Source organism: Thermotoga sp. Cell2, from assembly GCF_000789375.1.
GTDB classification, from domain to species: domain Bacteria; phylum Thermotogota; class Thermotogae; order Thermotogales; family Thermotogaceae; genus Thermotoga; species Thermotoga petrophila.
Window position 1 is genome coordinate 54,663 of the sequence record NZ_CP003409.1, and the last position, 12,659, is coordinate 67,321.

The window sequence follows — 12,659 nt, forward strand, 5'->3', positions numbered from 1 at the left end:
CATCACCCCTTTGCGAGTCTCAACACCTCGTTTATGAACTCTTTCTCGGGATAAGCCCCTACGAAGAATTTCGATGGATCTCTGTTCACAACGATATGGGGAACAGAAGAGACTCCGAATTCCTCACTCAGCTCCCAGTATTCGTTCGCTTCTATCATTTCTCCTATTATCTTGTCGCTGGCCATGGCCATGTTGTGAGCCATGAGAACCGCCCTGGGGCAGTAGGGACACGTTGGTGTAACAAACACACTGATCCTTATCGGTTCCTCGAGACTCTGGAGTTTCTGAATGCTCTCCTCGGAAAGCTGCGGTTTTCCTTCAGAGACGGTGATGATATCTTGAATGAGTGTTCCAAATTCGTGTCCTGAAGGGACTCCGTAGAATCTAATACCGTAATCCTTACCATCCTCGGGCAGAAGAATTGTAGCAGGGACCATTTCCACCTGGTACTTTTCCACCGCTTCTTTGTCGCTGTCGAAATCGTGAATTTCAAGTTCGAGCTTTGGATCGACAGAGACGAGTTCCTCCAGGACCTGTTCTGTGATTTCGCAGTACTGACAGCGCGTTTTGTCTTTCGTCTTGAAAAAGACGATCTTTACCTTTCTTTTGAGTTCTTTCCCAAAGAGATCCTTGAGATAAGCAATGTCCTTGTCCGACAAGATACCCATTTTTTCACCTCCAATATAATTCTACCAAATTAGTCGAACTTGTCTACTCCGTTTAGTAAACCTATTGTTACACCAAGAACAAGCAAGATTGAAATCACGAAAGGATTCTTTAGATCTGCATTCGAAAAGACAATGTACAGACCAAAAAACTTCAGGGCAGGTTTTACAAAGGATTTGAAGAGCTTTTTTCTGATCTGATAAAGGCTGAATTCTCTGTCATTGTATCCAAAGGAGAGAAACATAACGCGGTACTGTTCATTTATACTCATCAGAAAATGAACAGATTCTCCAAGAAAGAAAAACACTGCAAGAACGACAACCATAAGATAGAAAAAGAGAGAATTCAACATCCAGGAGAATAGGTAAATGAGACCCAGCGTGGTGAACTCGTTGAATATTTTGAGGGCACTCAGATCAATTTTTTCTCTTCTTTTCAGATAGAGATATGAAAAGAAGACAGATACAAAGAATCCAACAACAGAAAAGGACAGCCCTTCAAGGAGCCAGATCATTTCTCATCCCTCTTGTTTTCTTCCTTTTTGAAAATTTCAGATATGGCTCCCAGGCTTGCGAGTATGGAACTCGCCTCAAACGGGAGGAATATCTTTGTCGCCTGACCGTTGGCTATTTCCTTCAGCGTCTCAAGGTACCTGACGGTGAGAAGATCTTTGGTCGGATTTCCTTCGTGTATCGCGTTGAAAACGAGTTTTATCGCCTCAGCCTGTCCACGGGCTTCGAGAATGAGTTTTTGCATGTTCGCTTCCGCAACTCTCTTTATGGCTTCCGCTTCACCTTCTGCTCTCAAAATGGCCGCGTTTTTCTGACCCTCTGCTTTCAATATCTCCGCCTGCTTGTAACCCTCCGCCTCCAGTATGGCAGCTCTTTTCGTTCTCTCCGCCTTCATCTGCTTACTCATAGCATCGGTGACATCCTGAGGTGGATCTATCTTTTTGATCTCAACCCGTGTGATTCTCACACCCCACTTGTCCGTTGCTTCGTCGAGAACAGTTCGAAGCTTCATGTTTATTCTTTCCCTGGATGTGAGCGTTTGATCGAGCTCCAGTTCACCTATGACGTTTCTCAGATTCGTCTGAGCGAGCTTTATGGTGGCCATCTCGAAGTTGCTCACGTTGTAAACCACCCTGTACGCGTCGGTGATCTCGTAGTAGATCACGGCATCTACCGTCACAACCACGTTATCTCTTGTTATAACCTCCTGTGGAGGAACATCGATGACTTTTTCTCTCATATCCACCTTTATCATTCGTTCGAAGAAAGGAATTATGAAATGTACTCCTGACCCGACTTCTCTTTTGAATTTCCCAAGCCTTTCTACGAGACCTCGTTCGTACGGACGCACGATCCTTATAGAACTCGCAGCCAGTACGATCAGGAAGAAAACCAGAACAACAAGAGCTATCAACATAGAAACACCTCCCTCATACTCTTTTTACAACCACATGGGCACCTTCCACCTTCATTATCTTCACGTGTTCTCCTTTCTCTATGACCTCATCGTCGTCTTCCGCGTACGCCCTCCACACATCTCCATCGATCTTCACAAGGCCAGTTCCCTTTCTGTTGTCTATTGTCTCAATGACGAGAGCCACCTTTCCAGCGATCTCTTCAACATGGATCTTTCTCGGAGATTCCCAGTTCTGAACCAACCTTCTCGTGAGGAAGACGAGTACTATAGATACAGCTGCAAAAACTATGATTTGAACGTACACCCCAAGATAGAGTGATACCAGAGAAGCGGCAAGGGCGCCCACTCCAAACCAGAATATGAAGAATGTAGGTGTGAGAATTTCCGCAACCATAAGGATCACACCGAGAACGAGCCAGAACACCCAGGCTTCCATATTTTCGCCCCCTCACATTTCAAACACCTTTCTTGGATCCATGTAAAGGATCTCTACATCAGGCATTTCCTCCTTGTATTTTTTTATGACCGACTTGAGCTGTCTTATGTAACGGGTGGAAATGTGGTAGAGAATGACTTTTTTGACACCCGCTGCTTTCACAGACTCCATCACTTCGTCTATGGCAGCGTGGTTCTTGTACCTTCGGTCGCGTGCGTCCAGGAAAGTACACTCGTGGATGAGCAATTCCGTTCCACGAATCTCCTCAGGATCGAGCGCCAGCGAGTCCCCGCTGATAGTGAGAACCTTTTTGTGGTATTCTTCAGTGACGAAGTCTCTGCCTTTTTCTTTTACAAGACGTGAGATTTCTTTGCTGTCCAATCCTTGGAATTCTTTCTTCAATTTTCTTCTAACTTCGAATATGTGATAACCAAAGCTCACTTCGGAGGAAACGTGTTTCGTTCTGAACGGCTGAACATACCTTTTGAATCCCCCTGCGTCCCTCAGAAAAACCTTCTCACCTTCCTTCAAAGGGTGAACGTTGAAAGAGAATCTGAGATCGGGGTTTGCTCTCTTTATGAATTCGGTGTACTCCTCCACGGCTCTGTTTCCCCTTGGATAAAAAACGTCGAGTGGCTTTTCTCTGTCTCCCATACCGTTGTTCCTTATGTTCACAACTCCCCACAATCCCGCTATGTGATCCACGTGCCCATGAGTGAGAAAGACGTATTTGAAGGCGTACACCTTACTTCCGAGAATCATGGAGACTCCTTCTCCCGCATCGAAAAGTATGCGCTCCGGCGAATAATAGATCCAGGTGGAAAACAGCGCCTTCGAAAACCCTATGATGTTCATTCTTCTCTCTCCACCTTGATCTTTATAGTGTCCTTCACACCCCCTGGCAGACTAACCTCCAGAGAGTACTCACCCAGTTCTTTTATGGGTTTGTCCAGTTTAAACCACCTTTTATCGAGCTTCAAACCGGTGGTTTTTGAGATCTCTTCTGCGAGTGTTGCGGCTGTGACAGCTCCGAATATCTTTCCGCCTTCACCCGCTTTGACCTTCACAACGTGAGTTCTTTTCTTCAATTCCTTGAGGATCTTTTCACTCTCTTCTCTTTCTCGCTCTTTTTTCTTTTCTCTATTTCCTTTTCGTGTTTTATCGCCCTTTCAAGCCCTTCCGTGTATTCTCTTGCAAAACCACGGGGTATGAGGTAGTTCCTCGCGTACCCATCCGAAACTTCTTTGATCTCACCCTTTTTCCCGATCTTTGGAACGTCCCTGAGAAGTATCACCTTCAAAACAAATCACCTCCTGAAAATTTTTCCTTATCTATTCTATCATGCTTGATTGATATAATCTTGAAAAGAGGAGGTGTAAAGTGTGAAGAAAGCAATCGTTCTGTGTGCTGGAAAAGGGACAAGACTCAGACCGCTCACATTCACAACTGCCAAACACCTTATCCCTATTGCTAACAAGCCCATTCTCTTCTACAGCCTGGAAAACATTGCACGGGCCGGTATCGAAGAAGTGGGAATCGTTGTGAGCCCTCACAACGCCGAAGAGTTCAAAAACATAGTTGGTACAGGCGAAAACTTCGGCCTCAGGATCTCTTACATCATTCAGGAAGAACCTAAAGGCCTTGCACACGCCGTCTGGGTTTCACGTGAGTTTCTCGGAGACGAGGATTTCATGATGTACCTGGGAGACAACCTCATTCTCGAAGATCTGGGAAAATTCGTGAAAGATTTTGAAAATTCGGACTGTGCTGCTTCGATCCTGTTATCACCGGTCAAGGATCCAACTCGTTTCGGTGTAGCTGTGATGGAAGGTGACAGAGTGATAAAGGTTGTGGAAAAACCCAAAATCCCACCCAGCAATCTCGCCATCGTGGGGCTCTATCTCTTCAAAAGTAAGATCTTCGAAGGGATAAAGAACATAAAACCTTCCTGGAGGGGAGAGCTCGAGATAACGGATGCTATCGAATATCTCATTGAAAAGGGCGAAAAGGTTCGGGGTTACATCGTCTACGGTTGGTGGAAAGACACTGGAAAGCCAGAAGATCTGTTAGAGGCGAACAGGAAGATCCTGATGGAGACAACCGAAGAACTTCTCGGGGAAATGGATGACAAGTCCTCCATACAGGGGCCCGTGAGAATAGGAAAAGCGTCGAAAATCGTCAATTCTGTGATCAGAGGTCCCGCGGTTATAGGAGAGAATTGTTTCATAAAGAACTCCTACGTAGGGCCCTATTCCTCAATAGGAAACAGAGTGATACTCGAAGATTGTGAAGTGGAAAACAGCATCGTGATGGATGAATGCTCTATAACAGGTGTGGAAAAAAGAATAGACTCTTCCATATTGGGAAAGGGAGTTTCTGTGAAAGGATCGCAGAAGAGACCCGCGAGTTTGAATCTCATCTTAGGGGACATGAGTCGGGTGGAGCTTTAAAAAAGAGGGGCTTTGAGCCCCTCTTATTGTTTTGTCCATTTCACGATGATAGGCGAGGCAATGTAAAGCGAGGAATACGTTCCCACAATCGTACCCACCGTCATTCCGAAAGCGAAGGGTTTGACGGCGTTTCCAGCAAACAGAAGAAGAACAAAAACGACGAAGAACGTGGTGAGAGAGGTGTTTATCGTTCTGGCGAGCACCTGATTTATACTCATGTTCACGATGTTCACCATGTTCCTTCCGCGATATCTTCTCATGTTCTCCCTGATCCTGTCTGAAAGAACGATCGTGTCGTTGAGAGAGTAACCGAGTAGTGTGAGAAACGCTGCCACCGCCGCGACGTTTATCTCGTAGCCGAACAGCGAGAAGAATCCCATGGTGATGAGCACATCGTGTATCAGAGCCACAACAGCGGCGACTCCAAAGATGAATCTGAACCTGATAGTTATGTAGATGAGAAGCGCAACAAGAGCCACCAGAATCGCTGTCCACGTTCCCCTTCTGATCTCTTCGGCTGCCGTTCCACTGATCTCATTGAAGGACACCACCTTGCCAGAAAGGAGCTTTTCCATCTCTTCCTGAATTTTCTGCTTTTCATCCGGTTCGTAAGTTTTCGGAACGATAATGGAGTACTTCTGAACGTTTGAAGGATCTCCCGCGGAACGAACTTCTACTATTCTCGCGTTTGCAAATTCCTCAGAGATTTGAGAAATAGCGGCCCTTATGTCGCTTTCCGTGACCTGTTTGTCTTCAAATCTCACTATGATTTCGGAACCACCGGTGAATTCCACTCCGAAGTTGAATCCTCTTGTAAATATGGAAACGATGGATACCGCTATCAGTATCAGCGAGATCGTAATGAAGATCTTCGACTTTCCCATGAAATCAATTTCTTTTCTCATTGCCCGGTCCCTCCCTGCACCTCATTGACTCTGAGCGGCTTGATGAAGCGCGCAAGTGCATCGAGAAGCAGACGGCTGAATACCAGATTCACAAAGATACTTCCAAGTACACCGATGATCAGAGTGATGGCAAAGCCTTTGATGGTTCCTGTGCCAAAATAGTAGAGAATGAGACCTGTGAGTATCGTCGTGATGTTCGCGTCGAGTATCGTCGAAAGCGATCTGTCGAAACCAGCCGCTATGGAAGTTTTAACAGGTTTACCCAGCCTCATCTCTTCTTTTATCCTCTCATATATGATCACGTTTCCATCGACGGTCGTTCCTATAGTGAGGATGATACCCGCTATTCCAGGGAGGGTGAGAATGAATTTGCCGGCTGCCATCACACCAAGAAGTAGTACGGTGTTGTAAATGAGTGCAAGATCGGCGACTATTCCCATCGCTCTGTAGTAGATGATCATGTAAACGAGAACGAGTATTAGTCCGATTATTCCTGCTTTCAAGGAAGCATCGATCACATCACGCCCGAGGAGCGGTGCAACCCATCCCGAAGAGGTTTTTACGAGCCTTGCGGGAAGCGCGCCACTCCTTAGAATGGCAGCGAGCTGTTTCGCTTCTTCCAGTGAGAAATTACCTGTTATCTCTGCCTTCCCATCAGTTATGATTGCAACCACTTGACCAACGAATTGAACAACATCGTCGAGCACTATAGCGAGTCTCTTCTTTGGATCATAAGTTCCCTCGGGAACGTACAGCGCCTGTGTGATCCTCTTGAACACATCAACATACTCTTTTGAAAGCTCAAAAGAGACCTTGTAGCCGTATCTTCCAGTTCTTGTCTCCACTTCCGGTCTTGCATACACGATTCTTGGAGCTTCAAGAACCAGGTCTTTCCTTCCCATTATCTCTTTTTTCACGAGGTACCACTTTCCATCTCTTCCTTTGAGCCATACTGCGTTCTCTCTTCTGGCTTCAAGGGAAAGTTCAGGTACTTTGCTGGGATCTTCACCGAGGTACTCATCGAGAACCTGAGCAAAGTAAAGGACACCCGTCGATCCGATCAACTTTTCCGCCTGGACCGTGTCGGTCGCCCCGGGTATCTCCACTACTATGTAGTATTTGTTATCCCGGAGTACTTTATTCACAGCTGCTTCTGTGTAACCAGCCGCATCGAGCCTGTTTCTCAGCACGGTCCATACGTCATCCACAACATCGGAAGGATTTTCCGTTTCCTGAAGAACTTCAACCATGTATTCGATCCTTGCACCACCTTTTATATCCAAACCAAGACGAATATTGGACGTCCATCCTCCTTTACTGGGCCAAAAGATGGCGAGCAGAGCGCCAGCCAGTACCAGTAGAACCACTACGAGTCTTACTCTGTCTCCCCTCATTCATCATCCCTCCTGATTTTCCTGTGACCTCTCCTTTATAACCGTGGAAATAGCTCTTTTTGTTATCTCGAGTTCCGTGGAATTTGCTGTTTTGATCTTGACGGTGTCTTTTTTGATATCGATGACTTTCCCGACAATTCCTCCGATTGTGACGACCGTGTCTCCTCGTTTCATCTGACTTATCATCTGCTGGAACTGTTTTTCTCTTCTCCTCTGGGGAAGGATGATCATGAAGTAAAAAATGGCTATGAAGAATATCAGCATGAAGAGGAGACTTCCCCAGCCACCACCTGTTGTGGTTGTGGTGGTACCGTTCGAAGCACCTGGAGCTGCTGCGTAGATGATCTCAGGCATTCTCCTTTCCTCCCTTCTCAAATATCAATTGAAGCCGTCTGTAAACCAGTGGAACCAAAATGAATTGAAGAACGATACCGGGAATACCCGTGGTGAAACTCAACAAAATGGAGGTTAACGGCTGAAGCTTGATACCAATGAGAGCCCCAAGAACGTAGTAAGAAACCGAGTAAACGAGTCTTCCAAGAACCACAGCGATGAGGATTCTAACGAATATGTTTTTCTTCATAACCCCCATAACGAAACCGTACGTGAACACCTCAGGTATCATAAAGAGAAACATTGGAAATGGAGGCATTCCCATCGTTAAAAACGAAAGAATAGGAAGTACCGCACCTGTTACTCCTCCCACAAAGGCTCCAGAGGTCGCTCCAGCGAGCATAGCTACCAGGTGAAGAGGCAAGAACATTCTCCCGAGGTTCACCAGGTGAAAAAGATAGGCAAGAGCTACACCAACAGCGAGCCACATGGCAGTGTAGGTCAGCTTCCGCATCTGCATATCACCCCTCTTTTTCGAACTTCGAATTGATTATATCATCTATTATGTTCCTGGCGTTTTTCACATCCTGGTCAATAGCAGCCTTCAGCTCTTCGATTGAATCAAATTTCTTCTCTTCCCTCATGAATTTCAACACTTCCAGTTTCAGCTTCTTTCCGTAAAGATCGCCTTCGAAATCCAGGATGTACACCTCGTACTTCACGTTTCTTGCATCACCCACGGTGGGCCTGAAACCCACGTTCATGACACCAAATTTTTTCTTTCCATCTGGAAAATGAACTCTCACCAGATAAACTCCTCTTTTCAAATCTACAAGTTTTTCATTTCCTCTATCGATGTTAGCGGTTGGAAATCCCAACTTTCTTCCAAACTCCCTGTCTCTGTGGACGATTCCTTCGATCTCGAAATATCTGCCAAGATACACAGGTATTTCCTCTGCTCTTCCCTTCTGAACGAGATCTCTGATCAGAGAACTGCTCACTCTTATTCCCTGAACAACGATATCTTCAATTTCATAGACTTCCACACCTTTCTTTCTGAGAAAAGACGTGTCTCCACTCGCGTTCTTGCCAAATCTGAAATCCCTTCCAACAACAACAGCCGATACTCCAGATAGATACCTTTCGACAAACTTTTCTGGAGTGAGATCCTTTATTCTGAAAAAATCCAGAACAACGGTTCTGGCGTAGCGAGAGAGCATCTCCACCCTGCTTTCTACCGTCATGAGAAGACCGGGAAAATTCGGCGAGAAATATTCGGGAGGATAGGATATGGTGTAGATCAGGCTATCGTCCTTCTTGAAGAATGATATTTCCTTCATGGTCCTCAAGACCTCCTGATGCCCGATGTGAACTCCATCGAAAACTCCGATGCTGACAACCATTCCTTTCACCTCGTGTTAAAGACCTTTCTGAGAGTCAAAACTCGCTCGTTTCTTTCGTGCTTTCTCAAGGTTTCCAGAAAAGAAGAATTTCTTTCCGCTTCAGCCAGAGCAAGTAACTGTCCCTCTTCGTTGAATACTCTGACAACTTCCCCCTTTTTGAAACCGTCCCATTCTTTGAGCATCTCAAGGTGTATTTGAGAACCGTTGAGAATCGTTTTCGTTGATTCCTGATGAACGACAACACGCGGCAGCCACTCAAGGCATTTTTCGAGTGGTATGATCCTGTTTTCAATCTCTTCAGGAGCGGCTTCGAATACGTTCAAACTTTCCTCAATTGTATAAGATCCCACGCTCTCTCGTACGAGCTCAACGGCGGTGGCACCACAGCCGAGCTTGTAACCTATATCCATACAGAGAGATCTTATGTAGGTGCCGGGAGACACTTCCGCTCTGAAAGAGACGTCTCTCCCCTCAACATTCACATCCCATATCTTGAAGATCTTCACTCGCTTTGGAGGAAGATTTATGATCTTTCCCTCTCTCGCCAGTTTGTAGAGACGTTCGCCTTTGTGTTTCTTGGCAGAATAAGCGGGCGGAACCTGGTCGTATTCTCCCACAAAGGAAAAGATTGCTTCTCTTATTTCTTCTTCGGTGGCATTGCATTCTCGTTCCTCAACAACTTCGCCTGTTATATCGAAGGTCTCAGTTATCAAACCGAGCCTCATCCTTACCCAGTACACCTTTTTCAAATCTTTGTAGAACCCAAGAATTCTCGTACCTTGGTTGACACCGATTATGAGAACACCACAGGCGAACGGATCGAGAGTTCCACCGTGTCCGACTTTCCTCGTCTTCAATTTTTTTCTCACTTCGTCCACAACATCGTGCGATGTGGGTCCTTTAGGTTTGTAGGCTACAAGGATTCCGTGCTTCACTCTTCTTCCTTATCCTCCTCTTTCTTTTCTTTGTCCTTCAGAGGATCGTATCCAAGTTGAACCAGCAGCTGGTGAACTTTTACACTCGCTTCTATGCCTTTGTCCTCGTAAAAGCGGATTTCCGGAGCAACGTAGAGCCTCAGATTTTTGGAGATAAAGGTTCTGAAAAAACCCTTCGCCCTGTTCAATATTTCAACCGTTTCCTTTCGTTCTTCCGGTGTTCCGAGAAAACTGACATAGACGTCTGCGTACCTTTTGTCCTTTGATAACTCCACTCTGGAAAAAGTGACAAAATCTTTCTTCAAGCGGGGATCTCTCAGCTGTTGAAGTGCTTCCATCAAAAGTTTTTGAATCTCCGATTCGAGCATGGCCTTTCTATAGGCTGGATTCATTCTTTCCACCTCCTAATCTATCTGCAAGAATTCCTGAGCCTTGCTGTACTTCTCCTTGGATTTATCCAGTATTCTCAAGAAAGTTTTTGGTTTCACTTTCAGCACATTCAGAGCAAACGGAGAAAGTTCTGGATCTCCCCACGAAAGAGATGCCCCTTTCATCATGAGATTCGCTATCACATCTCCAATGTGGACCATGGAAACCTGGTTGACGAAGAGTTCGTTCGGGTTGCCCGCGACGTTGTGGTGAAATTCCGCAGACAAAACGAGAAGATCTGGAAAATTCCACTTCCTGAGCAACTTTGCGCCCACTTCGGAGTGCGGTGGAATTCCAAGCTCCTCTTCTATGTCTATGAGGTTTTTCTTCGTCTTTTGAGCAATTTTGGCTTCCGTTTCAAGTATATCGGAGAACAGTAGATCATAAACTACCTTGCCCAGATCATGAAGGAGTCCTGCTATGAAGATCTCTTCCTTGAGAGGATAGCCCATTGTTTCTGCAACGGTTTCTGAAGCGATAGCACTCGCTATGAAATGCTCCCAGAGCTTTTCACGATCGATTCCAGAGGAACTGTTTTTGAAAACCATATCGTAAGTGAAAACACTGAGGGCGAGATTTCTCACCGTTTTGAAGCCAAGGATCATGACCGCTTCGCTCAACGTGGTTATCTTTCTTGGAACGCCATAATAGGCTGAGTTGGCCAGTTTCAACACCCTAGCACTCAAGCTTGCGTCCATCATGAGAGTGTTCGCCACTTCAGTAGAAGACGCATCTGGCTTTGAACAAACGGCGATTATCCTTTGAACAACAACGTTTGGTGAAGGTAACTTGTCTATTTCTTCAATTATCTTGTCTATTATCTTCGCCGGCACGGTCTTTTGGGATCCACACAAAGAATCTGGATCCCTTACCCACCTCACTTTCCACCCATATCCTGCCGCCGTGAAGCTCCACGATCTCTTTTGTTATGGCAAGGCCGAGTCCCGTTCCAGGCACTTCGTAGGTCAACGAAGAATCCACCCTGTAAAACTGTTCGAATATCCTATCCTTTGCGTGATCCGGTATTCCTATACCGTTGTCCTCTACAATTATGAGAACACCGCCATCTTTCTCATCCAAGATCACCTTCACGTACTTATCAGGAGCATCTTTCTTTGAGTACTTCACCCCGTTGTTGAGAAGATTCAAAAGCACCTGCTTGATCCTTGTTGGATCAACATGAGCTTCCACAGGGCAGGAAACATTACTCTCAAAGAGAACATTCACGTTGTGAGATGAAGCAAATTCTTTGATCGCGTTCACCGCACTTTCTACGAGATCACAGAGATCAACTTTTTCTCTGTTTATTTGAAGGGATTTCCTTTCAAGCCTGGAAAAGTCCAGTAACTCATTCAGGAGATTTTCGAGGTGGTTGCTTTGATCTATTATCACCTCGAGGAACTCCTTGAGGGTGCTGAGATCCAGTTCCTCCAGACTGTTGTAAACTGTTTCCGCATAGGCTTTTATGGCCGTTAAAGGTGTTCTGAGCTCGTGCGAGATGTTCGCTATGAACTCCGTTTTCATCCTGTCTATTCGCTTCAGTCTTTCGAGTTCTTTTGATTCTGTCACGTTTTCAACGATCGTCAGCGCCTGAATTTCACTGCCGAGGGCAAGAGGTATCGAGGTGATGGAAAAGAATTCTTCCCCTGATATCACTTCACCCACTCTTTGTGTTCGCAAAGATATTGCCTCTTCTGACAGAGAAATGGCCTTCTTCAAAACTTCATCTGGAAAATTCTCCTCTTTGAACTTCTCATTCTGAAATTTTATTTCCCCATTCGAATAAACGAAGATCCCCTCTGGAAGACCGTTAAGAATGACGTTCACGTAGTTGTACGTTTCTTCTAACTCCCTGTACAACTTTATGTTTTCCAGAACGATCGCCGAAAGAAACGAAAGAACTTTGAAAATCTCTGTTTCTTCCATTGATGGCTGGTGATTCAGTAGCACAATTAAGCTTCCAAACATCCTGTCCTGTTTCACAACAGGGACTATTCCAACATAACCGAATTCATCCTCCACAAAGACAGGGTTGGATTGTCTGATGGACCAGTCAATGAACTCTTCGAATCTTTTTATATCGATGTCTCTTCCCCAGATTTTTCTCTTGTTTTCATCGACGAGAACCACCTCTTTGATATCAACAACTTTTTTCACCAGGTTCAAAAGACCCTGAAGAATATCGTTTTCCGTTTTCGCATTGGAAAACTCCATTATCATTATTGAAAGGAGTAAAAACAGACGGTTGTTTTGTTCTTTTATTTCTTTTGTTTCCTCCAA

The 12,659-nt window shown here is 45.3% G+C and carries 15 protein-coding genes and 1 pseudogene; 1 reads left to right on the forward strand and 15 read right to left on the reverse strand.

Features of this window, described 5'->3' with window-relative positions; genetic code table 11:
• Positions 1-2: 2 nt before the first annotated feature.
• The 6 genes and pseudogenes from CELL2_RS00295 to rplI form a co-directional block, all read right to left on the reverse strand.
• Entirely contained in the window at positions 3-668 is a 666-nt protein-coding gene (locus CELL2_RS00295; protein WP_011942762.1) for a thioredoxin family protein, read from the reverse strand.
• Between the two features lie 29 nt (positions 669-697).
• Complete coding sequence (locus CELL2_RS00300; RefSeq protein ID WP_012895792.1) at positions 698-1,180, reverse strand: hypothetical protein; 483 nt, start codon at positions 1,178-1,180, stop codon at positions 698-700.
• Positions 1,177-2,094, reverse strand: a complete 918-nt coding sequence (locus CELL2_RS00305) for an SPFH domain-containing protein (protein WP_038034030.1) — start codon at positions 2,092-2,094, stop codon at positions 1,177-1,179. The genes CELL2_RS00300 and CELL2_RS00305 overlap by 4 nt, the downstream gene beginning before the upstream one ends.
• A 13-nt stretch (positions 2,095-2,107) precedes the next feature.
• The gene (locus CELL2_RS00310; protein WP_004080739.1) at positions 2,108-2,530 is read right to left on the reverse strand and encodes an NfeD family protein; all 423 of its coding nucleotides are present in this window, start codon (positions 2,528-2,530) and stop codon (positions 2,108-2,110) included.
• Between the two features lie 12 nt (positions 2,531-2,542).
• Positions 2,543-3,385: a ribonuclease Z gene (gene rnz, locus CELL2_RS00315; protein ID WP_038034027.1), complete on the reverse strand. Its 843-nt coding sequence runs from the start codon at positions 3,383-3,385 to the stop codon at positions 2,543-2,545.
• Positions 3,382-3,830, reverse strand: a pseudogene (gene rplI / locus CELL2_RS00320) (50S ribosomal protein L9). The gene rnz and the pseudogene rplI overlap by 4 nt, the downstream one beginning before the upstream one ends.
• Positions 3,831-3,912: 82 nt before the next feature.
• Here rplI and CELL2_RS00325 point away from each other — a divergent pair.
• Positions 3,913-4,980 carry a glucose-1-phosphate thymidylyltransferase gene (locus CELL2_RS00325; protein ID WP_038034025.1) on the forward strand — a complete coding sequence of 356 codons (1,068 nt, stop codon included), beginning with the start codon at positions 3,913-3,915 and terminating at the stop codon, positions 4,978-4,980.
• Between the two features lie 23 nt (positions 4,981-5,003).
• Here CELL2_RS00325 and secF read toward each other — a convergent pair whose 3' ends face one another.
• The 9 genes from secF to CELL2_RS00370 are packed head-to-tail and all read right to left on the reverse strand — an operon-like array spanning position 5,004 to position 12,659.
• Entirely contained in the window at positions 5,004-5,885 is an 882-nt protein-coding gene (gene secF, locus CELL2_RS00330; RefSeq protein ID WP_038034024.1) for a protein translocase subunit SecF, read from the reverse strand.
• On the reverse strand, positions 5,882-7,279 hold the full coding sequence (gene secD, locus CELL2_RS00335) for a protein translocase subunit SecD (RefSeq protein WP_038034022.1): 1,398 nt from the start codon (positions 7,277-7,279) through the stop codon (positions 5,882-5,884). The genes secF and secD overlap by 4 nt, the downstream gene beginning before the upstream one ends.
• Before the next feature lie 3 nt (positions 7,280-7,282).
• Positions 7,283-7,633: a preprotein translocase subunit YajC gene (gene yajC / locus CELL2_RS00340; protein WP_038034020.1), complete on the reverse strand. Its 351-nt coding sequence runs from the start codon at positions 7,631-7,633 to the stop codon at positions 7,283-7,285.
• Entirely contained in the window at positions 7,626-8,126 is a 501-nt protein-coding gene (locus CELL2_RS00345) for an ECF transporter S component (RefSeq protein WP_011942772.1), read from the reverse strand. Before CELL2_RS00345 ends, yajC begins: the two co-directional genes overlap by 8 nt.
• Before the next feature lie 7 nt (positions 8,127-8,133).
• Positions 8,134-9,015 (reverse strand): riboflavin biosynthesis protein RibF, encoded by an 882-nt coding sequence (gene ribF / locus CELL2_RS00350; protein ID WP_038034015.1) that lies wholly within the window; start codon positions 9,013-9,015, stop codon positions 8,134-8,136.
• 5 nt (positions 9,016-9,020) lie between these two features.
• Complete coding sequence (gene truB, locus CELL2_RS00355) at positions 9,021-9,950, reverse strand: tRNA pseudouridine(55) synthase TruB (protein ID WP_038034007.1); 930 nt, start codon at positions 9,948-9,950, stop codon at positions 9,021-9,023.
• Positions 9,947-10,342 carry a 30S ribosome-binding factor RbfA gene (gene rbfA / locus CELL2_RS00360; protein ID WP_011942775.1) on the reverse strand — a complete coding sequence of 132 codons (396 nt, stop codon included), beginning with the start codon at positions 10,340-10,342 and terminating at the stop codon, positions 9,947-9,949. The genes truB and rbfA overlap by 4 nt, the downstream gene beginning before the upstream one ends.
• Before the next feature lie 12 nt (positions 10,343-10,354).
• Positions 10,355-11,212 (reverse strand): HDOD domain-containing protein, encoded by an 858-nt coding sequence (locus CELL2_RS00365; protein ID WP_038034005.1) that lies wholly within the window; start codon positions 11,210-11,212, stop codon positions 10,355-10,357.
• On the reverse strand, positions 11,181-12,659 hold the full coding sequence (locus CELL2_RS00370) for a cell wall metabolism sensor histidine kinase WalK (protein WP_038034003.1): 1,479 nt from the start codon (positions 12,657-12,659) through the stop codon (positions 11,181-11,183). The genes CELL2_RS00365 and CELL2_RS00370 overlap by 32 nt, the downstream gene beginning before the upstream one ends.